The sequence below is a fragment of the Lysinibacillus sp. NPDC086135 genome, assembly GCF_044746345.1.
In the GTDB taxonomy this organism is placed as follows: Bacteria; Bacillota; Bacilli; order Bacillales_A; family Planococcaceae; genus Lysinibacillus.
Window position 1 is genome coordinate 121,194 of sequence record NZ_JBIVCA010000015.1, and the last position, 22,323, is coordinate 143,516.

Annotated in this window: 21 protein-coding genes and 1 other RNA gene; 1 reads left to right on the forward strand and 21 read right to left on the reverse strand. The window is 40.2% G+C overall.

Going from position 1 to position 22,323, the window contains the following annotated elements; genetic code table 11:
- Nucleotides 1-392: 392 nt before the first annotated feature.
- The 14 genes from ACIPKN_RS18830 to ACIPKN_RS18895 form a co-directional block, all read right to left on the reverse strand.
- Nucleotides 393-659 (reverse strand): hypothetical protein, encoded by a 267-nt coding sequence (locus ACIPKN_RS18830; protein ID WP_400938910.1) that lies wholly within the window; start codon nt 657-659, stop codon nt 393-395.
- A gap of 350 nt (nt 660-1,009) precedes the next feature.
- Complete coding sequence (locus ACIPKN_RS18835) at nt 1,010-1,585, reverse strand: recombinase family protein (RefSeq protein ID WP_400938913.1); 576 nt, start codon at nt 1,583-1,585, stop codon at nt 1,010-1,012.
- A gap of 788 nt (nt 1,586-2,373) precedes the next feature.
- Nucleotides 2,374-4,974 (reverse strand): phage tail tape measure protein, encoded by a 2,601-nt coding sequence (locus ACIPKN_RS18840; RefSeq protein WP_400938916.1) that lies wholly within the window; start codon nt 4,972-4,974, stop codon nt 2,374-2,376.
- Nucleotides 4,975-4,977: 3 nt separating this feature from the next.
- Nucleotides 4,978-5,379: a hypothetical protein gene (locus tag ACIPKN_RS18845; RefSeq protein WP_400938918.1), complete on the reverse strand. Its 402-nt coding sequence runs from the start codon at nt 5,377-5,379 to the stop codon at nt 4,978-4,980.
- A 3-nt stretch (nt 5,380-5,382) separates the two neighbouring features.
- Entirely contained in the window at nt 5,383-5,670 is a 288-nt protein-coding gene (locus ACIPKN_RS18850) for a vWA domain-containing protein (RefSeq protein ID WP_400938921.1), read from the reverse strand.
- A gap of 73 nt (nt 5,671-5,743) precedes the next feature.
- Nucleotides 5,744-6,838 carry an SU10 major capsid protein gene (locus ACIPKN_RS18855; protein WP_400938923.1) on the reverse strand — a complete coding sequence of 365 codons (1,095 nt, stop codon included), beginning with the start codon at nt 6,836-6,838 and terminating at the stop codon, nt 5,744-5,746.
- A complete protein-coding gene (locus tag ACIPKN_RS18860) occupies nt 6,838-7,302 on the reverse strand; it encodes a hypothetical protein (RefSeq protein WP_400938926.1) in 465 nt (154 codons plus the stop codon). The genes ACIPKN_RS18855 and ACIPKN_RS18860 overlap by 1 nt, the downstream gene beginning before the upstream one ends.
- Before the next feature lie 381 nt (nt 7,303-7,683).
- Nucleotides 7,684-8,244, reverse strand: a complete 561-nt coding sequence (locus ACIPKN_RS18865; RefSeq protein ID WP_400938928.1) for an HNH endonuclease — start codon at nt 8,242-8,244, stop codon at nt 7,684-7,686.
- A 28-nt stretch (nt 8,245-8,272) separates the two neighbouring features.
- On the reverse strand, nt 8,273-8,584 hold the full coding sequence (locus ACIPKN_RS18870) for a hypothetical protein (RefSeq protein WP_400938930.1): 312 nt from the start codon (nt 8,582-8,584) through the stop codon (nt 8,273-8,275).
- Between the two features lie 22 nt (nt 8,585-8,606).
- Complete coding sequence (locus ACIPKN_RS18875) at nt 8,607-9,545, reverse strand: hypothetical protein (protein ID WP_400938932.1); 939 nt, start codon at nt 9,543-9,545, stop codon at nt 8,607-8,609.
- A 21-nt stretch (nt 9,546-9,566) separates the two neighbouring features.
- A complete protein-coding gene (locus ACIPKN_RS18880) occupies nt 9,567-9,803 on the reverse strand; it encodes a helix-turn-helix transcriptional regulator (protein ID WP_400938934.1) in 237 nt (78 codons plus the stop codon).
- A gap of 789 nt (nt 9,804-10,592) precedes the next feature.
- A complete protein-coding gene (locus ACIPKN_RS18885) occupies nt 10,593-11,240 on the reverse strand; it encodes a hypothetical protein (protein WP_400938936.1) in 648 nt (215 codons plus the stop codon).
- A 403-nt stretch (nt 11,241-11,643) separates the two neighbouring features.
- Nucleotides 11,644-12,633: a hypothetical protein gene (locus ACIPKN_RS18890; RefSeq protein WP_400938938.1), complete on the reverse strand. Its 990-nt coding sequence runs from the start codon at nt 12,631-12,633 to the stop codon at nt 11,644-11,646.
- A gap of 401 nt (nt 12,634-13,034) precedes the next feature.
- Nucleotides 13,035-13,283: a hypothetical protein gene (locus tag ACIPKN_RS18895; protein ID WP_400938941.1), complete on the reverse strand. Its 249-nt coding sequence runs from the start codon at nt 13,281-13,283 to the stop codon at nt 13,035-13,037.
- Between the two features lie 114 nt (nt 13,284-13,397).
- Between ACIPKN_RS18895 and ACIPKN_RS18900 the strand changes: the two genes are divergently transcribed.
- Complete coding sequence (locus ACIPKN_RS18900; protein WP_400938944.1) at nt 13,398-13,634, forward strand: helix-turn-helix domain-containing protein; 237 nt, start codon at nt 13,398-13,400, stop codon at nt 13,632-13,634.
- Nucleotides 13,635-13,670: 36 nt separating this feature from the next.
- Here the strand turns inward: ACIPKN_RS18900 and ACIPKN_RS18905 are convergent, their stop codons facing one another.
- From ACIPKN_RS18905 to ACIPKN_RS18935, 7 genes are all read right to left on the reverse strand, one after another.
- Nucleotides 13,671-14,366, reverse strand: a complete 696-nt coding sequence (locus ACIPKN_RS18905; protein ID WP_400938947.1) for a hypothetical protein — start codon at nt 14,364-14,366, stop codon at nt 13,671-13,673.
- Nucleotides 14,367-15,043: 677 nt separating this feature from the next.
- The gene (locus ACIPKN_RS18910) at nt 15,044-16,018 is read right to left on the reverse strand and encodes a tyrosine-type recombinase/integrase (protein WP_400938948.1); all 975 of its coding nucleotides are present in this window, start codon (nt 16,016-16,018) and stop codon (nt 15,044-15,046) included.
- Nucleotides 16,019-16,148: 130 nt separating this feature from the next.
- Nucleotides 16,149-16,504: a transfer-messenger RNA gene (gene ssrA, locus ACIPKN_RS18915) on the reverse strand.
- Nucleotides 16,505-16,691: 187 nt separating this feature from the next.
- Nucleotides 16,692-17,420, reverse strand: coding sequence for a hypothetical protein (locus ACIPKN_RS18920; protein WP_400938950.1), 729 nt, complete (start codon nt 17,418-17,420; stop codon nt 16,692-16,694).
- Between the two features lie 186 nt (nt 17,421-17,606).
- Nucleotides 17,607-18,074 (reverse strand): SsrA-binding protein SmpB, encoded by a 468-nt coding sequence (gene smpB, locus ACIPKN_RS18925; RefSeq protein WP_049669013.1) that lies wholly within the window; start codon nt 18,072-18,074, stop codon nt 17,607-17,609.
- Nucleotides 18,075-18,191: 117 nt separating this feature from the next.
- Nucleotides 18,192-20,771, reverse strand: coding sequence for a ribonuclease R (gene rnr / locus ACIPKN_RS18930; protein WP_400938952.1), 2,580 nt, complete (start codon nt 20,769-20,771; stop codon nt 18,192-18,194).
- Nucleotides 20,772-20,808: 37 nt separating this feature from the next.
- On the reverse strand, nt 20,809-21,555 hold the full coding sequence (locus ACIPKN_RS18935) for an alpha/beta hydrolase (RefSeq protein ID WP_400938954.1): 747 nt from the start codon (nt 21,553-21,555) through the stop codon (nt 20,809-20,811).
- Nucleotides 21,556-22,323 lie beyond the last annotated feature (768 nt).

The window sequence follows — 22,323 nt, forward strand, 5'->3', positions numbered from 1 at the left end:
TATCTTACCCCCGCACCGATAGAGAGGGGCTTGTGCGAGCTAGTCTATGTCATGAAATTTTACAGCCCTATAAATTTCGAGATTGAATAATACTAAATTCATTTAGGTAACAAAAAAGGTGCCAAACCCTTGATATCTCAAGAAACTTGGCACTTTTTGAAACTATTTTTTTCTAATGTATGGAGACGGCGGGAGTCGAACCCGCGTCCCTTATTCGTTATTGCATCGCTATAACATCCGCATTGTTGTATCGTTGACTGTACCGTCATTTGAAACGGTGATATAAACGTACTGGCGGACAAATATCCGTTCAATGGTCGTACATTGCATAGTCGACCTTCTTACGAATCATCTTACGTTATTTGACAGAGGAAGTAAAGCCGATTTATCCGTTAAATATAAAATGTCATATTTTCATATGGCAAATTTTCCGTTATATCTTGCTTGATTGCCTCCTGCATTGCTCTAATACCTTGCTCACGTTTATTCTTATTATCATCCGTAAACTCTGCTCTATAACATATATAATACGACAACTCACGTATTTTTAACTCTGCATTTTCCGCAAAACCTGGTATAAACTTTCTTATGTATCTAACATCTCCCTCAACTATATCGTAAGTTAAACCTGTCACCCTTGCTACTTCTGCGTATACCATCAGTACCACTCTCCTTTACGTACCGAGTATAACGCCCTTGAAACCGCATGAGAATAGGCTTTCACGACTGTTTACTGCTGGCGAAAAAAAGGTATTTACGGCACTTTTATTTTAGGTTATTATTTATGTAACATTTGAAAAAACGAGTTACGAGCGCAGGGGATTCCTGCGCTTATTTTTTTGACGCAAAACTGACGCAAGTTATCTCCGAAATAAACAATTTCCATATATTACCTAAACGTTTTGAAACTGCGCGCAAGGTCAGAACAGCAGATGGCGCCAGTCAGAATCGGGGGCTTGGGGGAGGTCACGTACTTTCAACGCAAAAAAAAGAACGATCATTAACGAAACTAATCGTTTTTGATCGTTTGTTCTTTTCGTTTTCTTCTTTCTCTTGCTAAAGTTGCGACTGAAATCCCTGTCTTTGCTTCGACTTCTTTATAACTATTCGATTCCAATAGCTGCATAGCATTGTCTAAGTGTTTCTTATCAAATTTCTTCGGTCTACCTTCGCGGAAATCATCGCGCTGTTTTGCGATTGCTTTTCCTTCTTGAGTTCGTTCAATGATTAAATTGCGTTCCATTTCAGCTACAGCTAATAACGTAGTAAGAAAGAAACGTCCCATTGTTGTATTCTCTAATAGTCCAACGTTGAGTACATGCACGCGCACACCACGCTCGAATAACGCCTCTATAACCTCGATACCCTCTTTAGTGTTACGGGCTAGCCGGTCTAGTTTTGTTACTACTAACGTATCACCTTCTGTTAACGATTCCATGACTTCATTGAATATCGGTCTATCCGTCTTAGTACCAGTGAACTTCTCTTTATAGATTTTCGTACAACCTTCCGATTCTAGCGACTGTATTTGCGACTCTAAATCTTGCGCTACCGTCGACACCCGAGCATATCCGTATTTAGCCATTATATCGCCCCTAACTTTTGATAATAAGTTTTGATAACGTTTATAAGGCTATACTATCGTATCGGCAAAACGTTGTCAATACTGTTAAGTTATGATAACGAGATAGTGTCGATACTCTTGCGTCATAGTTGCGTCAATCCGAAACCCCTCGAGTTTCATACCGCCCCGTCCAACCGGACTGCCTGCCCCCCTGTAATCAGCGTTTACATTACTTTATCTTACTTTACATGAAACGTTGTCATTACGGCTTTCTTCTATTATATGTACCGTAGAAATCTTCGTATTTTGTAAGGTTATGTAAAGTGTTTCAGGTGTGCGTCCATCCGGAGCCTTTGCCCGTCAATTATGCGTCAGAACTAAAGCCTACTATAGTTGCCTTTTTGACTTCCTACTATATAATGTCGTCAATTTCGGAAGGTTAAGTTAATGGCGGATTATGCCTAGTCGAAAATGCTGCTATACCGTAGATTATCATTGCTGTATCGTATGAGTTCCTTCTATATAATGCGTCAGTTTTGCGTTATCTGGAATCAAAGTGTTTTAAGGGCGTATGCAAATCCGTCATCTGCCCGATATACTAGCGTCGAAAATGCGTTAAAATCGGACATATTCGGCAATGTAAATTCCGAGTTTCTTCTATATATTGCGTCGATTTTGCGTTATGTCCGATTACTATCATTTAGTATCGGAGTTCTTACGCGATTAGGCACAAAAAAGACAGCAAGCACCGCTATAAAAGCCGATGCCTGCCGTTTGTTTAGAAGTTATGTCGATCTTTCAACCAAAACTCAATAGTATTTATAGCCAACTTGTGTCGCCTCTCTCTCTATCATCCTCGCTAATTTGTATGCGATATCTTCGATGTCAGCATCTTCGCGAATGATAATGTGGTCCGCTAATTTTGCGATAGTAATTCCACCGCCATTGCCGCCTTTGCCTTCTGAATATTCCCGATTTTCACGCGCAGTTAAAACGCGTTCGCCTTTGTGGAGCCTAGCTGAGTAACCGTCGTATGGAACTTCGTCTAATCCGCTGTAGTGCGATTTCTTGCCGCCTTTGTCCCCGCCACCGATTAAATTGCTGACAAAGTTTACGCCTGTACTTATGCCGTTAGTTACCCAATCCGGTAATTTAGCTTTACCGATAAAGCCGATGAAGTCTTTTACATGCCCGTATGCCGTACTCACCCATCCGCTCAACGTTTCGAACCAACCTTGTACAATCTCTAACGCACCCGCGAAGTTGTCGAACGCATTTTTTGCAGCGGTTGTGATGAAGTCGATGAATGGCACTAGGACCTTATCCCATAAGCGCTTAACTATAGTTGACATTAATTCAAATAACAGCCCCAACCCAGTTAGTATAGGCTGCGCTATAGACCATAAAGTCGAGAACAATTGCACTAAGAACGAAATAGCCGGCATAATGACGTTATTAAATACAACCATAGCAATATCGCCCAGAACTTGCAGCATGTTCCAAAAACCGCTAAGAAACGGCTCGATGATTGTCCATGCGTTTGTTAGAACACTGACTATTGTCGACCATACTGTGGAGAAAATTTCTTTCAAACGGTCGAACGTCGGACTAAGTTCTGTTATCTTTTCGGCAATATACGCTTTTACTTCACCGAATTTAGTTTTAACGTTAGTTATAAACTCGGATATTTTCGATACGATTCCGTTAATCTGGCCGTCTACTTTCGTAGCCATTTCAGGTGAGAAACCTAGCGCAGTTAATAGATTAAGTGAGCTTCCACCAGTCGCTAATGTTCCTAGACCGCTGAATACGCTCTTTACTTTATCGAATGCGTCCTTTAGCTTGTATGAGAAGCCTATAACTGACTGTATTTGATCTTCACTAAATCCGGCTGACTCAAGCAGATTTCTTGCTGTTCCGTATCCTTTAAGACCGTTTTTAAGTATTTCCGATACGGCTTTAAAGGCGCTGCCAATTCCGTTTATTGCATTTCGGAATGTTTCCGATTTTTTGTAAGCTGTTGCGAAGGCTAAAACGACCGCTGTAATTGCTGCAGCGACTAATCCGATAGGGCTTACTAACAGCGAGAAAGCTGCGCCTAGTGCGGATAAGGCTGCGGATCCGGCAACTAGCGTTAATAATACGCCTAAGAATGTACCTAGCGGAACTAATAACGGCTTTAAGAATGATAGCGATTTTGCGAAACTAAAAAACGCATCGGTAATGCTAGGTATATAACTCGCCAATCCGGACAAACCTTTCAATCCAGCACGTAAAGCCGGAACAAGTTGTTGAAATATAGCTATCGCGGCCTCTGATAACCCGGACTTTAATGTGTCCCAGTCGCCTTTGAGGTTGTCAGTCATTATTTTGTATAATTTCTCGAGAACTCCGCTGGAATTACTGATGTCGTTTTTCAGCGATCCGTATTCTGCACCGAGTCCCGACAATAATGCTTGGAAAGTTTTTAAATGTTCCTTCCCGGCTATCATAGATATCGCTTGGTTACGCTGCTCTTGTGTTAATCCCGCAAGTTTATCTTTAACCTTTAGTAGACCAGCCTCAAGACCAACGAAATTACCTTTTGCATCCCACATAGATATACCGAGCTGCTTCATAGCCTTTCCGGATTCTCCACCTTTTGTAGTCAGGTTAGTGAGAATTGCGTTCATTGCCGTGCCTGCTTCCGCGCCTTTATAACCGCGGTTGGCTAAGATACCGAGTAATGAAGTAGATTCTGCTAACGGAACATTCAGTGAAGCAAACTGACCACCGGATACTAGGAACGCATCCATTAGTGACTCGATTTCAGTATTCGATCTACGAGAGGCTTGCGCTACCATATCGAGGTATCCAGGCAAGTCTTGTACCTTAATACCCATAGCCGCCATTGAATCTGTAACTAAATCCGAAGTTCTGGCCAAATCCATATTACCAGCCGTCGATAACTTCAAGATAGGCTCTATACCGCCTAGCATTTGTTGCGTATCCCAGCCGGCTAAAGCCATATAGCCCAACGCATCGGCAGCCTCTGACGCGCTTTTATTTGTATTCGCTCCCATTTCGCGAGCTTTCGATTCTAACAAGGCTAAATCGCTTCCTGTAGCACCGGATACTGCCGCAACCTTAGACATTGATGCTTCAAATTCAGCTCCGATTCCAACTACCGACTTAGCAAGTGAACCAACACCAACTGCTGCACCTAGTCCTGCTAACTTACTTTTTAAGCCGTCTAAGTGAGATGATGTAGATGTGGCAGTACTTCCTAGCTGACTAACGGATTTTTGTGTTTTCGATATTCCTTCGCTAGTTATACGACTTGATCGATTCATACTATCCATCGACTGCGTTAATTTTCGTAGCATGGCCGTTCCTTGGTCGCGGACCTTAAATACGGCGGTTAAATTCATAAATTACCATCCCGCCTTTCTAAGCTCTGATTGAATTTCATCCTCAAGCCATCGACGCCACTTTTCCTTACTTTCCATTGCCGGCTTGTCGAGGAACTTTTTCTCGCCAGATAGTACGTTGCCATTACCTTCATGAATGTAATATGCGTAATTAAATTTCCTCGTTCCGCGTGTTGCATTGGCTGTTATTTCAACGCTAGCACCTTCACCGTCCGTAAATACTTCTGCGTCAATACTGCGTCGTAGCGTACCGCCTAGTTTCTTAGCGATTGGAGCGATATCGACTGATTCTGCTTTCCAATCGTTTTTAACGTCTGTGAGTCCAGTTAGCAACGCCTTACCGACCGCATCTGGCGATTTCTTTAAAGCTTGTGTCATTTGAGATAAGTCGATATGAAATTCCATACTTTAGCACCTCGCCTCTAGCGCTGCATTAATCCGTTCACATGCAGCCTTAAACTCTGCTAATAAGTTTTGTCCTTTTGCCTGCTTAGTCGCTAATACTAAACCGTTCAAGAACAGGCCAGCCTCATATCTAAAACTCTTGTCGTATCGGACCATGTACAATAATTGCGGTTTTAATTCCTCTGCTCGAGTGGCAACATCTGCGCTAACCTTAAAGTTATTGCGTTCATAGTCGTTAATTACGCTGCCTGCACGTAAGAATAATCGTTGTTGAGCCGTTAATTTTTTCAATTCCGTATCCCCCTTTGCGTTTTTAAAAGAAAAAGAGGCAAACGAAATTAATCGTAAGCCTCAAATGTATTTATTAAGCTAAATTCTTAATACGTCCATGCGCTGATTCTTGTTTAAACTCTAACGTGTACTCGCCTACAATAAAGCCACGACGATTATCGCCCGTGATTGCAGTATCCTGGTGATGGAACCCACGGCTACCTAACGGCTTAATTTTCGTACGGTTAATATCGATGAAGAATAATTCCGTCGGTTTTACGTTATCATTCATGATTACTGGGAACTGACCGAACTCCGTAACGATATGATCCACTACTTGACCTCGGCTCGTTTCAGCTTGAACGATTCGGATTTTATCACTTTGAAGGTCGCTGATTGCACGTTTTTGATTAGTCGAAACAATAAACGCATATTGACCGCCACTCGCTAGACCGCCTTTTTCAAATACTGCTTGCACCAAGTCTCCTAGCATTTTAACCGTCACCGATGCGCCTGCTGCGTCCATAACATTCGTCTTAATTAACTGACGTAAGCCAGCCATATGTCGCACAATGCCGTTGTCTAGCTTGATCCCGTTTATTAGTGATTTTTCAAGCTGTAATGCTACCTCTAACTGTTTCTTCGCTTTTTCGTAGTTATAAAGGTCATCTACCCCGTACTGCCCAACCTCTTGCGCTGAACCTGTTACTTCTACTGATTCCATAAAGATTTGCGTTACGTTATTTTGTGGAGTACGCGCCTTGTATCGTGATTTCGGTGCGTCTGCTCCCTCCGGTGTCATATCGTATTGGAACTCGATTTCAGCATCTTTAACGATTGCAGCCGCAGTAGTATCCGCATAACCTCGCTCAACTGTCAGCTTTTTAGCCGCCTTATCAATCGCAGTAACAAGGACTAACTCCTCGTCAATCTGTGCAATTGAATGAATTACGAACGGCTCCACGCTTGCTACTGTTAATTCCGTTGCTGCTGCAGTTGCTGCGGCTGTTACCTTCGTTTTTGTATCAAACATTTTATCTTCATACCATTGATGGATCGTATTTGTTACTGGATTGCTGAAACCAAGTAAATTAATTAAAGGCGTTTGATTTGGATTGAGTAAAAGTACCTCGTCTACTACAGATTCTTTCTTACCTACTAAGTTTGTTGTGTTGATTGCGTTTGTCATTATTGTCGTCCCCCAAATTGTTTAATTTTTTGTTTTAATCCGCTGAATGTGGCGATATCTTCGGCTGAGCCAGTTCGTTTGGCTTTAGCTTTCGCTTGATCGAGTACGATCTGATGATCCGTTTTATTTCCACTACCGCCGACTGTCGCTGTGCCTATTGGTGTCCGCTTTGGCTTCATGCCTTGCAAGATGCCGAGTAGTTCGTCAAGTGCATCGCCTTCTAGCTTTGTAGCGTCCAAGAACGGTTGTAATTTATCGAAGTCTTTAACGCCCGATTGTTCGACCTTCTGCGCGAATATCTCGGCTTTTTGAGTCGCCTCTTGCTCTGCTATTTGCGCTTTTAGCGCTTCAAACTCAGCTACTTGCGCTCGTAACTCGTCAATTTCCGTTTGCTCTGTCGGTTGTTCGATTGCTTGTTCCTCGATTACCTCTTGTTCTGGCTGAACTGTCGTTTCATTTGTCATTTTCCTTTTCCTCCTAAGTTTTAATTTGAGATACTACGGTGTGTTCATGGAACAATCACCGCCCTTCCAGTTTCGGCGGTCGTGGGTAACGATTTCCGCTGATTCTTTATTTCTAACGCGTTAAAATAAGTTGGTTGATAGTTTATAAGTAGGAATCTTCCTCGAGCCGTTTTAGTACGGATTTCAAGCCCCTCCGCAGTCTGACTGGAATTTTGAATTGTATTGCGTGTAATTTACCTTCGCGAGTGTGGTACGTTGCCATGACCGTGTAATCCTTCCTGGCTTTGATACGCTTGATTGCGATAGGGTATCCCGCACCAACATATAAGGCGTAGAAATCGTCATTCAATCTCCACGCCTCAAATTCTCTATTTATTTTTGTCATACTGCAGCCTGCTTCTGCTTGTCCATAAGACGTCTATACCACGCATTGCACTCGTCTCGTTGGAACTCATATAACTCGTCATATAGCCCCGCATAATCACGATTACCTCGAGCCGCCAGTAGTTTGACGAGTGGTGCAACATCGTAAGGATTATATTTTGTCTCGATAAATTCGAGGAAACTGCGATCATTTTTCATTCGATTCACACTGATATCGACAACAATAATGTTGCTTATCGTGTTCGCACCGCCTGCTGACATCGGTATGACATGCTCAAGAGATAAATCGTTGCTAAATCTACCTGTATATGCGCATCGTCCGCCAGCTAACTTAAACAAATACATAACATCGTCGTAAGTTAAATCGTTCGTGACTCCGAATTGCTCAGCTTTTCTGTTTGCGTGTCGGAAAGCACCGCGTGCTCTATTTTCAAGCGATGCCATGCGGTATCGAGCGTCCTTCCGTTCGCATTCAATGCAGTGTGGTCGTTTCATGCTGTAAAAATGTTTGGTTTTAGTACCGCATTTTGTGCAAACCTTCATTGTTTTCTTTGTCATAGTCATCGTCCTTTTCATATCTTAATTTTTATTGCATATATTCAACGCTAACAGTCAGACCGTTTCGCGCGATTATCTTGTTTAACTCCATTAATAAGCGAGCATTAGGATTTTGATGTTCGTAGTTGTACTCCCTAGCCAGTGGCCCACTCGTTGTAATCACTGCGATTTCTGTTTTTTTGTAGTGTTGCAAGACCTTACGCAACGACACAAATGCAGGGAATACAAGGTTTCCGTTATGATAAACCTCACGGAATATACTTTCGTCAGGTAATTCAATAACGACCTCCACTGTTGCCGGACCTGTTTCTGTTACTGTTTGTTTAATGGTTAGTGTCATGTTCTTTCTCCTTTTCCTTTGTTTAATTGAACTGCACCATGATTGCAGCTAATTGCTCGCCAGTTCCTGCGAAGATTGTTCGAGGATTGACTGTAATACGTTTCTCGCGTCGGTCCCTTGGATTTTCATAGAAGTTAAATACCACTTGTCCATCTATCTGAACACGGTTCAATGCGGTTTTTAACTTACCTGTGTTTGCATATCCCAATAGAACCGCTAGTTTCTCTAATCCCATCGGGCGTAGGCGATCCTTGTCCGTTTCGTCTGGATTGAAGCAGATTGCATTTGTTTCGAAATTTAAAAAAGGCATAACCGAGTAGACTAGCGCGAGCTGTCCAACCGTTTTGCCTTTTGTTTTCTCATATAAGTCGCGTATCGTTTTCTTGAATAAGCGCGTGTGTTGCATATCTGATACTGCGTGGCTGATTGTCTTTACATTTCCTCGATAAAACACCGTTGGATTCATAAAGATACAGTCATCGATTTCCGTTAAAATTTCCGCCTCTACGTAGCGTTTGAATAGTTCGCGTGAGCGTTTCGTACTTAGCCCTATCAACTTTTCAAAGCCTTCACGGTCAATCACTCGACCATTATCGTACTGCAGGCGCCCTGTATTCCATGCGATGTAAGTACCGATGTACATTAGACGTGCAATATCGGAATTGTTGAGTGTTGGGAATCGTTCGCTTATCATGCGCGACTGTTTAAAGAAGGTGAATACGAAGCCTCCGTTTTCTACCTCATGCTCTTCCAAGATACGTTTAGATTTGATTACTTTACATTGACCCTCTGTACGGCGAGGCACTAAATCGTGAACATACTTATCTCCTAAATATTCGCCAGTTTCTGTAGCGTAAGGCTTTCCGTCAACTACCACGTAATCTAGCTTTTGAGCTAAGGCCTGTTGTCGTGTATTCGGGTGTAGCTGTACGAATTCTTTTCCTGTAATTGCTGTTGTCATAGTCATCATCCTTTTCATCTATTATTTTTGTAATGCGTCGGCAAGCGATTGGATTTCTGCTGTTGCTGTCGTGACTTGGCGACTCACTTCAAGTAAAGCTATTCCGGCCCGTACTGCTACTGATTGCGATAGAGTACGCTCGCCACGTTCGATAAAGCCGAGCATAACCGGCGTGATTCCGATACGTTTAGCGAGTTGTCCTTGTGTGATGCCGAATGCTTCACGATAATACTTAATCTGATTTGCCGTTAATGCCATTCCGATTACCTCCTTGTTAGTAATAAAATAACTACTTATTAAGCCAATTAAAAAAAGCCGCCCGAATGGACCGCTTGAATTTTAGTTATTTACTTCCTCAATCTATATAATGACCTATCGTGTAAAATACGCCTTCCCTTGTATAGGTGTCTAAAACGGTATTTTACAAGTTATTTTACGAAAGTTTTAATACTCTCCATAATGTATAGCCAACAACTAGCTAAAAAGTTAACACTGACAATCGGCAAAGTTCAATTTTTCTCCATACTCTTAGGCTAGATACGTTGTACATAAAAATATGGCTAAAAACTTCCCTTCATAATATATAGATAACTAAACGGTTAAAATACACGATATAGGTGAATGCCTTCCCCACCTATATAGCCAACTAAACGCCTAAAATAGCACCTCTGAATTTCAATCTTTACAAACACGTAACATTTACGTTCACATTTTAGACACATTCTATAATAACTCCATTTTTACTTCCTCATAAGGTATAGCCATGAAACACTGAAAAAAGCAATAAAATATATAAAAATAAATTAAAAGGCTCTCTCGGCGTTTATATAGGTAGCTAACCAAGCACAAGTTCGGTTGCTGAAAATTTTCAGTACCTTCTATAAGGTAAGGCGCAAAACACAGTAGTTGTGTGCAACCTTTCTATAAAATCGTTCTATTTACCTATAATGTATAGCTATTAACCACCTAAAAACTCAACCTAACTAATCTTTGCGACCATCTAAAAATCGCTATTCCATTATTAGACGGTATGACCGCAGTATAAAATTACTTCTCGTCATCATATGCCGTAGCCCAAGTTGTACCCCAAAACTCGCGAGAACGGCGTGTAGTAGTCGGTTGAATATCATCAATATTTTGCGAAGTAACTCGCTTTTTACCGCCGATTTGCTGCCTTCTCTGCGATCTAGCGACTGTCTTTTCAAAATCGCTCGTATTTACGATATGTCGTTGATCAGACTGTATCATCGCTTGTTCATCGATCCAAAAACCATGCTCGTCGTTAAAATACTTATCACGCGATAAATGAGAAGTACCTTCCGCTTGTTTCTGCTCGCGTCGCTTAATATTACGAAGGTACACGTTCTTTTTACTGCGACAACTATCGGAACATATTACCGCTGAATTATTCTGCGACTTATCACGGAAATAGTGGCCACAAGCACAACAACGTCTTACTCGCTTTTCTGCAAAGAGTTCTGGCTTATCTTCTTCAATGTCACGAATCAACAATTCTTCGTCGATGTACTCGTCCAGATATTGCTCGATTAGTTCGCTCATAAATTCTACTGCTCCTGCACCAGGTTTAGCTTCGTACGCTAGCTCCTCTATAACTTGCCCTTTTTGAATTTTCATAATTTCTTCCGCCTCCCCAAAATACCATCCCTTTATGTCCCGAATATCCGGAATTACCATCCTTTTATGTCCCACTAAAAAACCGCATTCACGCTTACTCTCCGTAAGACTCACGCTACTTACGCGAGCTGCTTATCTATCTTATCTTACCGACCGCACACGAAAAGATTTACGCTAAATATGTATTGATACGCCGATATTGTCCGCTAATACCGAAGGTGTCCGAGAAGTTGTTACAACTTCCTTAAACACTTGCGTCCCAATTTTGCAAAGAACGCAAAATAAGTCCGCGTCTATCTATTACAGTGATAATATTACAATCGCTAGATATCATCATTAATGCGATGAGACGGAGGCTTTAGCCGACGTAGAGGATTTGCGTAAGCAAAGACTCGTAATCTTTTGTCTTCTTACTAAGTAAGTCCATGACTATGCTAATTATGCAAGAAGTTAATGTTTCTCTCTATAATTCTAATATTTTATCAAAAGCTTTTCTAATATTGCTTAAGTCTTTATCAAGTTTCTCAAAACTAAGTTTCGATTCATCTTTTAATTTTAATTCCCCGTAATGCATGATTTTATTTCTTAGTTGATAAACAGAGTAAATAGAATTCCAATATTCAAGATTATTCTCTTGTAAACTGTAATTTTTCAAGTATTTTAGTATTACGTTATACTTTAAATCCATTAATCCACCTCTAATATTATTTAATCTATCAAAAACCACATCTCCCTCATTTGAAATATCCTCAATAAACTTAGTAATAAAAGATTCCTGAGCAATTGAAGCAAAAATTATTACATCTTTAAACTTAGAATCGTATAATGCCGATTGTGCTTTATCTAAGAATTGAAAACTAGTAGTGTATTTATTTTCTTCTACACTGAAATTCTCAAAAGAATTATCATCAATTTTTTCACTTTCAGCATGATCTATATATGTGTCTAAAAATGTAAAATTGTGTCTCATATTTCTACCCAATTCATATGTGGGTGCGTAAAAATAGTAAGATGAAAAAATCCCAACCATTTTGTTTATTCGATTAATTGGAATATCCTCTAACCAAAACATTTTGGTGTTTTCTCTAATAAAACGAAGTATGCTATTTAGCCTGATTGAAATTTCACTCATTATCTTTCTAGCAACATCATCAGGTACACCCGTTACACTTTCCTCACATCCAATTTTTTCTTCATCAATTATTTTTGTTATCTTATTTACTTTGTAGTCTTTATAATTATAGTTTTTTGATATTACTTCTATTTGAATAAATCTACAAACATCATTCTCATATTTGTCATTGTAAATACTTTGGTAATTAATATCGTTAAAGAGTAATCTGAGATGAAATTTCTCAAATTCGGGAAAATAAAAATCTTTTTCATAATCTTTTGCATCATTTAATCGAATTGAATAAGGTAATTCAACCCTACATTGAAATTTAATACTCAATACTATTCCTCCTGTACACTTCATTTTATTTATTTTCCATTTTATCATGAATATGTATACAGCATACTTAACAAAAATAACGGTCTTCATGCTGCAACGTGAGGACCGTCATACATAAGAAGCAAGTTCGTTATTCTCTCTATGTTAACGGAATGTCGCCAACCATCCCGCTATTTAAATCTTTTTAAAGTCGCCTGTATGTGTAACTTGGTAAAACCGCTAAATACCGTTTGCAATACTGTTATTATTCTGTGAGCATCGCCAACTGCTCTGATGTATGTAGCGCAATAGAATCCGTCTAGAGCGCTCAGATTGCCTTCACTCAGCGTTGAATATCACCATTATCCAACCTTCGTGGCGAGTAATGCGTTGCTGTACGCATCAAGTGGTGGAATTACGTATTAAGCAATTTTAGCTGTTAGTAATCGTAAGTAACCTCTCAGCATCTTTCGTCTTATATCACCGCTAGCACATTTCAAAATGTCTGCAGCATCCTCGTAATCTAAACTATAATCCTCATCGTCGATAAATAGCGTGGCTTCACGATCATACTCACTTGTAACAAGCTGAATATCCTCTGCTAAATGCGTTGTGACTATCGCTACCTCTGTATTTTCGTCTAATGCTACTTGTTCAATTTTTTGATTCATCTGTAAAACCTCCCGATAATTTTTTATTTCCGGTACGCTCATAAGTACCACTTCTGTTATTATTATATGGTACGCTATTGCGTAACGTCAAGTATATTTTAGGAGGAATTTTAAATGGCTAAGCGAGTGGTTATTAAGATTGATTATTTAATTAAAGAATACAAGGTAGGCTCATTGAGAAAGTTAGCGGAGAAGTGCGATATAAGACACGCAGCACTAAGCGAATTGAATAACGGTAAGAGAAAGAGTATCAATTTCGGACATATCGAGAGAATCGCTGAGACGTTAGGGATTGAGGATATAACGGAGATAATCGATTTTGTAGAAATAGACGAAGAAAAAGCGCTCTAGCATCATAACTAGGCGCTTTTTTTGGTATCTAATATCTCATAGTGTTTCGAATTCATGGTAAACTGTATTCATCTTAATTTCATAAATTAATAATTGAATTAATATTTTCAAATCGCTTATATCTCTATGAGTGTAGATTTTTTCATAATGAGCATAATCATTACTTAAATCAAAGAATTTCTTAGCTACTTCTTTAATTCTGGCATCTCGAACATACTTCTGAATCAAGTTGTTGGTTCTATACGATTTTTCAACACTTTCTTCAGTTATTTCATCTATTTCCCCATCCCTAATTAATTTTTTTATGTAATCTTTAACTAAAAATTCCGTCGCTCGCCTATAGCCTACCCCTATTATTTCTGATAAATTCATTTTGTCAGCCTTTAATGTTTGATTATAAATTTCAATAAACATAGGTGAGAACTTCTCTATTTCATTATCTTCAAATATTTCATATTTAGCCGGATGTATAACATAATCCATTAAGATTTTTTGGTTAAAATTTCCCTCTCCATATTCTTGATAAACAATATCCGCTAAATAAATTTTTTTACATTGATCCCTAGGGCATTCTAATACTATTTCGGCACCTTGTGCATTATAATCTTCATCCCAACCATACTTTACATATATAACCTTTGGAGCAACAGATTTTTTACAGTGCGGACAATGCTCGATAACATCTATCCCCTGTATCTCGTTTATGTATTCATTACCATGATAACTTCCCAAAATAGCAACCTCCCAACAAATTTAACAAGCAATTTGTTACATATAATTAAAATTTATCCTAAAGAATAACCGGAGTCAAGGTTGACAACCGAACCAGATTATTCAACAGAATGGCTGATGAAATTAGGAAATCGGAGAAAGTTGTTACCTTATATCTAAAACTCAAAAAAAGTAATAGACATAAAGTAACTACGCGATTATTCAACGTCATGGAGATTTATTGAGGTTGCTCGTCGTCTTGTTTCGTAGAGAACTTTCGTTCTGCGATGCCTCACGTAATTACTGTCCTACGTGTGCGGACCGTCCTTGATTGGTTAGCTTTTGCTAACTGCTTGTCCGCTTGGCTGCGCTTATCCTAACCGTAGTTAGCCAGTAAACCACCGTACCGTTAAATTGGGCGTACTCCCCGATTCATCCCAACGGAAACAAGAAACCGCTTTGACAGGGATATATCCGATTTTTTGCAACGGTTCGGCAACCTTTCCAGGTTATTTTAACGACGAATTATGGGCAACCTCGTCGCTACTGCTAAAAAAGGATGCACTTAATAGAAGTTGCACCATCGAAAAAATTTCGATATAATGAACCCTAAGAAACGCTATTGCTGCCAGGCAATTTTTAGCGTAGATATTAAGTTAGAAGTCGTTAGTGCGTCAACACTAGCGGCTTTTTTCTGTTTATAAATAATCACGCAAAGACTCTGCGACAAATTCCTTCTCTAAATCGAGATAGACGGTTGTTGTCTCCAAACTTTTGTGTCCGAGTGCTTTCGATATTAAAGCGACATTAGCGCCTTGATTTAATAAGTTAGTCGCAAATGCTCGTCTTAACGCGTGAGCATTAACGTTCTTTAAGCCGAACTCTCTTGCATACTTTGTTAATGACTTCGAAATAGCGTTACTGGACGACTGGCTATTATTAATGCCTTGTCCATTAGCAGATAAGAAAACGTAAGTATTACGCGTATTGTATTTACGGCGAATCTGCTTGTTTTTCTCGATTAATACTTTCAACATTTCTGCCAACTGATCGTCTATCGGTAGCTTTAACGTATCTCGATTTTTAAGGACAGTACCGTCCATATCAATCGTATTAGTTGTAAAGTCGATATGACGTTCACGCAATTCTCCTACCGTTGTAATACGTAACCCCGCTTTATACATTAGTAAAATCGCAACTGAATCACGGAAACCAACGTAAGTGCTGCGGTCAATAAGTGATAGTAATACTTCAACGTCGCTCTCTTTTGATGCACCTTTAACTGTCTTATCAACTTTAATTTGGATCTTCGACCAAAAACGAATCTCAATCCAACGGTTATCGAAGAAACGATTAAGTATCGCCTTCAACGATTTCAAACGAACTAGCTTCGTTGCATTTGATACGTCGATTTCGTTCAAGTAATCGTAAATCATATCCGCATCAATATCCTCGACATATCGAACGCTTGTCACCTTGATAAATTCGTTCCATGCAAACGCATAGCTTTCGATTGTTCGCGGTCTGTTACCACTGATTTCCATTTGACGAAAGACCGTCTTTAGAGCTTGTTGTACCGATAATGAATCGCGCCTATCCTCTACGCGCTTAAAATCAATATCGAATGATTCTTCGATAGCAAATGCTCCGTGCTTTCTCGTACGTTTAACCACGCAAAAAAACCTCCTAATCCGTTAAGATTAGAAGGTCGATTGTTGTCCGCTTGACTGTACGGTTGTACAGTGTCAGACGCTATGTACGCCATTTGAACGTTGATATAACGCTACAAATAACGATTGTTAAATATGGAGACGGCGGGAGTCGAACCCGCGTCCAGAAACTCCAATACTTCAGCTTCTACGCGTGTAGTTTGCCTATTTACGATTCACGTAGCATTATGCCGACAAACAGGCGTCCTGTACGCTAACCTGGAAATCTCTTGTCGGTGACTCAGGTGGCACCATCGACCGTATCCCACTAAAGTTGGGCCCCACGTTCTCTACATGGGCGATAGAGAGGCAGAGCGCTTAAGAGCTTACGCTGCGAAAGCTAAGTTTTGTTGTTTGCCAGTTATTATATAACTTCCGTTGATGACGGAGCCGAGACCTCCGACGCGCGACCAAAGCTTGAACCATCCCTGTCGAATCCGTAACGTCCCCTTGAATATGAAGCGAAGCACATGGCCTCGTTCAAGCAAAGGAGCTAGAATTTCTTCTAGTACGGTGGGAGCTAAAAGTACGCTTCCATGTAATCTGGCATTCATTAATACTTATTATAAAGCAAATCTATCTATAGTTCAAGTGTCCTGCTATGATGGAAAGAATTAGCTCCCTCGAAACTTATTTCTTATTGCATTACCTTAAATTTCAACTCTCGTAATTTTAATAATAGCTTCCCAACTATGGAATCTGTAAGATAACCAAAGTAAACATCTACCTCTTGTCCACCAAAGCCAAGCTTAAATTCTTTAATTTCTTCTTTGTTCGTTAATGCACCGAAATCATAGCGAGCGTAGCCTCTGCTTCGGAACATCATAATATTTTCCCATAGTAAATAACGATTAGCGAAGCGGATTTGCTGCTTTAAATCAGGTCTATCCTGGATCCATGCAGCAGTACCTGTGTATAAATTTAGTACCATATCTCCATCAACAATGTATATTCGATAGCAAAGTGCTTCACCTTTATCATTTTGAAGCTTTGTGTATATTAGTGCTCCTTGCTCGCGAAGTAGTTTCATTGTTTGCATATGGAATTTACGAACTCGATTTGTTTGTTTCATTTTTGCGAATGCATTGTAAAATTGTTGGAATTCTTTCAGCTCTATATCAGTTGGGTTTTCTTTAACAATTACTTCGTAGGGCTCTTTTCTTGCACGTCTAAGCATATAGCGATTCATTTTTGATAAATCCGCTAACAGGACATCTTCGTCTTGCTGTAAAATAATTTGTAGTGTTGTATGTCCCTCAAGTTTTTGCTCAGGGAGCTTTGTTTGAGTATAGCAAACTAGCTTTTTTCTTTCTTGTAGATCATTACACTTTTCTGCGAAATAAATATGCTCCATTTCCACAAACAATACTTTTCTTCTAATCGTAAGAATTGTGTCTCCTCCTTAAATCGCAAGACTTGCTCTCTATATGCATTCTCCATTATATTTTTTAACCAACATCAATTAGAACGGTCTTGCACGATATATTTTATCCGTTCTCTCGCTAAAAAAACAAAAAGCTCACCATCCAATAGTGAGCTTTCAAACAATCTATTAATCTTGATTTTTCGCTTTGAAGGCACGTTCCATGTCGCGTTTCGCTTCTTTTTTGCGCATGTCGTTACGTTTGTCGTAATCCTTTTTCCCTTTGCCGACGCCGATTAAGAGTTTGGCATAACCGTCTTTAATGTACATTTTTAATGGGACGATTGTGTAACCGTCACGTTTTACGGCACCAACTAGCTCGCCGATTTGCTTTTTATGAAGCAGTAGCTTGCGGGCGCGCAGTGGGTCATGGTTAAAGCGGTTGCCTTGTTCGAATGAGCTGACATGCATATTGTTGATCCAAGCTTCACCGCTACGGATTTGTACATAAGATTCTTTTAGTTGAACCCTTCCCGCACGGATGGATTTAATTTCTGTGCCTGTTAGCACCATGCCCGCTTCGATTGTTTCTTCAATGAAGTAGTCGTGCCCGGCTTTTTTGTTTTGTGCTAATACTTTACCAGTACCTTTTGCCATATTATTCACCCTCTACTTAAAGGTTGAGCAGGGTTAACCTGCTTTTTTGATAAAGTGAAAGCACCCGCTTCAAATTGCTTTAAAGCGAAAATCGATGCCTTCACCTATACTTTTACTTTATTTACGTTTTGATTTTTTCTTTTTGTTTTTCTTGGCGACGCCCTCGTAGAACCTTTGCTTTTGCTTCACGCCTTTTTTAGGGCCTGGGCTTGAGCCATCCTTGCGGCGTCCTCGTGGATCACGGTCGTTTTCACGTCGCTCTCCTTGTCCGCCTTGCCCTTCTTCGTTACGACCATTGCGACTGCCACGTCCGCCTCGTTCTTCTTCGTTACGACCATTGCGACTGCCACGTCCGCCTCGTTCTTCTTCGTTGCGACCACTGCGACTGCCACGTCCGCCTCGTTCTTCTTCGTTGCGACCACTGCGACTGCCACGTCCGCTTCGCTCTTCCCCGTTGCGACCACCTTTGCGGCCATTACGACCATCTTTGTTGTCGCTATAATTTTTGCGTGCGTGAATAACAGTAGGTGCAGCTTTTCGAGTTCGTCCATAAGACGTTACCATTCCGACGATTTCAAAGTCAATCGATGACTCCTCAATAATAACATTTGCTACACGTACTGTAACTTCATCACCAATACGGAATTGGCGATTTGTACGTTCACCGATCATCATCATTTGACGATCATCAAAGCGGTAGTAGTCATCTGTCATATTGCTAATATGGACAAGTCCTTCAATCGTGTTTGGTAGCTCCACGAAAATCCCAAAGTTTGTAATGGATGAGACGATCCCTTCGAATTCCTCGCCAATTTTATCGGACATATATTGTGCTTTTTTCAGTGCATCAGTATCGCGTTCTGCATCGACAGCACGGCGTTCACGCTCTGACGTATGGTCAGCAATTTCATCCATCGCCATACTCCACTGTGCGACTGTCTCATTTGATGTATCTTTATTAATTAAATACGTTCGAATTAAACGATGGACGATTAAGTCTGGATAACGTCGAATCGGTGACGTAAAGTGTGTATAGAAATCAGTTGATAAACCAAAGTGGCCTAAGCTTTCAGGATAATATTTTGCCTGCTGCATGGAGCGTAGAAGCATTGTTGAAATAACAGGCTCCTCTGGCATACCTTCAATGGCCTTTAATACATCCTGTAGCGCCTTTGGATGTACTGTGTTCCCTGTACCTTTGATTAAAATACCGAAGTTCGTGACAAATTCAAAGAAGCGTTGCAGCTTTTCTGGCTTTGGATCCTCGTGAATACGGTAAAGGAACGGTACATTCATCCAGTGGAAGTGCTCTGCTACTGTTTCATTGGCAGCTAGCATGAAATCTTCAATTAATTTCTCAGCTACTGTACGTTCACGTAATTCAATATCTACTGGCCATCCATCTTCGTCCACGATCACTTTAGACTCTTTAAAGTCAAAGTCAATTGCACCACGCATTTCTCGTTTAGTACGTAAAATATTAGACAGCTCAGCCATATGTTTAAACATTGGTACTAGTGGCTCATAGCGGGCAATTAGCTCTGCGTCCTGCTCCTCTAAAATTTTGTAAACGTCTCTATATGTCATACGCTCAGTTGTTTTAATGACACTTTGGAAAATTTCATGTGAAACCACATTACCATTTGCATCAATAATCATTTCACAAGACAGTACTAGACGATCAACCTGTGGATTTAATGAACAAATACCATTCGATAATCGATGCGGAATCATTGGAATAACACGGTCTGTTAAATAAACACTCGTCGCACGATCATAAGCTTCAACATCTATTACAGAGCCTTGTGTTACATAATAACTAACATCTGCAATATGTACGCCAAGTTTATAAGTACCGTCTACATTTTTCGTTACGGTTACAGCATCATCCAAGTCCTTCGCATCAGCTCCATCGATTGTCACAATCGTTTCATGGCGTAAATCACGGCGGCCCTCTAAATCTGCCTCTGTAATTTCATCCGGCACTCGTTGCGCGGCAGCAACCACTTCTTCAGGGAATTCTGGTGGAATGTCGTGCTTATATAAAATAGAGAGAATATCCACACCTGGGTCATTTTTGTGCCCTAATATTTTTGTAATATAGCCTGTTGCCGATTTTAAATCTTCTGGCCAAGTAGCTACCTCAACGACAACCTTGTGTCCGTCAACAGCTCCTAATGTATCACCCTTAGCAATGAAAATGTCCATCGGTAGTTTTTTGTCATCTAAAACAACAAAGCCAAAGCCTCGATTTGCTTGGAATGTCCCAACAAAGCTCGTTTGTCCACGCTCTACTACCTTTGTCACCGTACCTTCACGACGATCACCGAATGATTCCTTTAAAACACGTATTAAAACGATATCGCCGTTAATCGCACCATTTATTTCATGCGGTGGAATGAAAACATCATCCATCCCCTCAATATCAGGTGTCACAAAGCCAAAGCCTTTCGCGTGTCCGATAAATTTACCTCGAAGTAAATTCATGCGCTCTGGCAAGCCATAACGATTGGAGCGAGAACGCACAACTAAACCTTGCCCCTCCATACGCACTAACGTTTTCACTAATTCTTTAAATTCGTCAGCATCTTCAAAGCCAAATACGTCCTCGATTTCGCCAACGGTTAATGGTTTATATTCTTCTTCACCGAAAAAATCGAGTAAACGACTTTGTAGTGAATTGTTCTGGTCTTTCATAATTTCCCTCCTTCATGAGAAAATCCTAATTATATTTTTATTGTGCCCAATTTAAGCTTTCTAAAAAGCGATAAATATCTTCATGTAACTGATCTTTTTCTTGATCTAACGTAATAACATGTTTTGAGTTTTCATACCACTTGATCTGTTTTTCAAGTGACTCAGTTTGATTATATATAATGTTGGCAGATTCTGTCTCAATTACCTCATCATTTGTCGCCTGTACGACAAAAATTGGTGCATATATCATGTCAATTTCTTGACGTGTCCGGGCAATAAACTCGCGCAATTCTTGTAAAGATGGCATGCCCTTTTCAGCAATTAACGCAACCTCAGCTTCGATTTGCTCCTCATCTTTACCTTGGAACTTTTTATAGTCCCTCGCATATTTCAGTACACCTTGAAACATAACATCTGTTGTACGCATCGTCATTGGAGCACACATTGTCACTATACCTTTCACTGGGTTATTAAGCGCAACATTTAATGCCATCACACCACCCAATGACAAGCCAGCAACAGCAATCTCCTCATAGCCCGCATCCTGCAGCTGTTTGTACGCGGCTACGACATCCTGCCACCAATCAGCAGGACCTGTTGTAATAAGTTCCTCCGGTTCCACACCGTGACCTTTATAATGAGGTGCTAATGTAGTATACCCTTTTTTCTCTAAAAATCTCCCAAGCATTCGCACATCCGCAGAGCTTCCCGTAAACCCATGCAATAACAAAACTGCTCTAGGTCCTGCTTGAAAGAAAAAAGGCTGTGATAACGATTTTTTCATTGCGCGCCCTCCTTCATCCAAATACATATACTATAACCATTATAGCCATACTGAAGCTTCCTAAAAAGTTTTGGCGATTGTTACATCTTTTATGAGGTTTTATCGGTTAATTTGATGGTCTTTTTCAGCATTTTGATGTTTCTGGCAATTCTATTCGGCATTTCGAGGAGTCTATCCGGCATTTTGGTTCTTCTATCCGTCGCTTTGAGGTGTCTATCCGTCACTTTGACTCTTTTATCCGTCGCTTCGTGGATTCTCCGTCACTTTGACTCTTCGAAGTCAAGTCCTTAATATTGTGTAAAATTCTATACAATGTTCTTCAACTCTGACTTTAGTTTTGTCAAATTGTCCAGCTTATGTTAGAATTCGCCGCTAAAAGTGTGAGTTGCGCCGCTAACCAAAGGAAGAACGCCGCTAAAACATGAATTTCCGCCGCTAACCAAGCAAGGATCAGTCAAGTCCTTAATATTGTGTAAAAATATTATACAAAGTTTTCAACCCTGATTTTTATCTAAACGTCTGATTGATAAATGAATTGGGCTTACTCATTCAAACCTCCCTACATTTTTTTGGCCGTAACTTCCGTGTATTTATATGTCCACATTCAGAAATGGCTGTCAAAGGCTCTTTTCACTTTGATAGCCGTTTCTGAATGTGGCATCCTACGGAATGGAAGTTACATGAAAAATACTTAAGTATCACTAAGTTGTGAGTCCCTTTTTCTTTGCGTATACAGTTTCTTGATACTGCATTAGAACCGCACCTACT

Excerpts from the sequence above, each read along its gene's own strand:
- ACIPKN_RS18860 (WP_400938926.1), bottom strand. The coding sequence starts at position 7,302 with ATGACAAATGAAACGACAGTTCAGCCAGAACAAGAGGTAATCGAGGAA.
- ACIPKN_RS18835 (WP_400938913.1), bottom strand. The coding sequence starts at position 1,585 with ATGGCTAAATACGGATATGCTCGGGTGTCGACGGTAGCGCAAGATTTA.
- ACIPKN_RS18935 (WP_400938954.1), bottom strand. The coding sequence starts at position 21,555 with ATGAAAAAATCGTTATCACAGCCTTTTTTCTTTCAAGCAGGACCTAGA.
- ACIPKN_RS18900 (WP_400938944.1), top strand. The coding sequence starts at position 13,398 with ATGGCTAAGCGAGTGGTTATTAAGATTGATTATTTAATTAAAGAATAC.
- ACIPKN_RS18880 (WP_400938934.1), bottom strand. The coding sequence starts at position 9,803 with ATGGCATTAACGGCAAATCAGATTAAGTATTATCGTGAAGCATTCGGC.
- ACIPKN_RS18870 (WP_400938930.1), bottom strand. The coding sequence starts at position 8,584 with ATGACACTAACCATTAAACAAACAGTAACAGAAACAGGTCCGGCAACA.
- ACIPKN_RS18855 (WP_400938923.1), bottom strand. The coding sequence starts at position 6,838 with ATGACAAACGCAATCAACACAACAAACTTAGTAGGTAAGAAAGAATCT.
- smpB (WP_049669013.1), bottom strand. The coding sequence starts at position 18,074 with ATGGCAAAAGGTACTGGTAAAGTATTAGCACAAAACAAAAAAGCCGGG.
- ACIPKN_RS18845 (WP_400938918.1), bottom strand. The coding sequence starts at position 5,379 with ATGGAATTTCATATCGACTTATCTCAAATGACACAAGCTTTAAAGAAA.
- ACIPKN_RS18830 (WP_400938910.1), bottom strand. The coding sequence starts at position 659 with ATGGTATACGCAGAAGTAGCAAGGGTGACAGGTTTAACTTACGATATA.
- ACIPKN_RS18895 (WP_400938941.1), bottom strand. The coding sequence starts at position 13,283 with ATGAATCAAAAAATTGAACAAGTAGCATTAGACGAAAATACAGAGGTA.
- ACIPKN_RS18885 (WP_400938936.1), bottom strand. The coding sequence starts at position 11,240 with ATGGTAATTCCGGATATTCGGGACATAAAGGGATGGTATTTTGGGGAG.
- ACIPKN_RS18865 (WP_400938928.1), bottom strand. The coding sequence starts at position 8,244 with ATGACAAAGAAAACAATGAAGGTTTGCACAAAATGCGGTACTAAAACC.
- rnr (WP_400938952.1), bottom strand. The coding sequence starts at position 20,771 with ATGAAAGACCAGAACAATTCACTACAAAGTCGTTTACTCGATTTTTTC.
- ACIPKN_RS18840 (WP_400938916.1), bottom strand. The coding sequence starts at position 4,974 with ATGAATTTAACCGCCGTATTTAAGGTCCGCGACCAAGGAACGGCCATG.
- ACIPKN_RS18875 (WP_400938932.1), bottom strand. The coding sequence starts at position 9,545 with ATGACAACAGCAATTACAGGAAAAGAATTCGTACAGCTACACCCGAAT.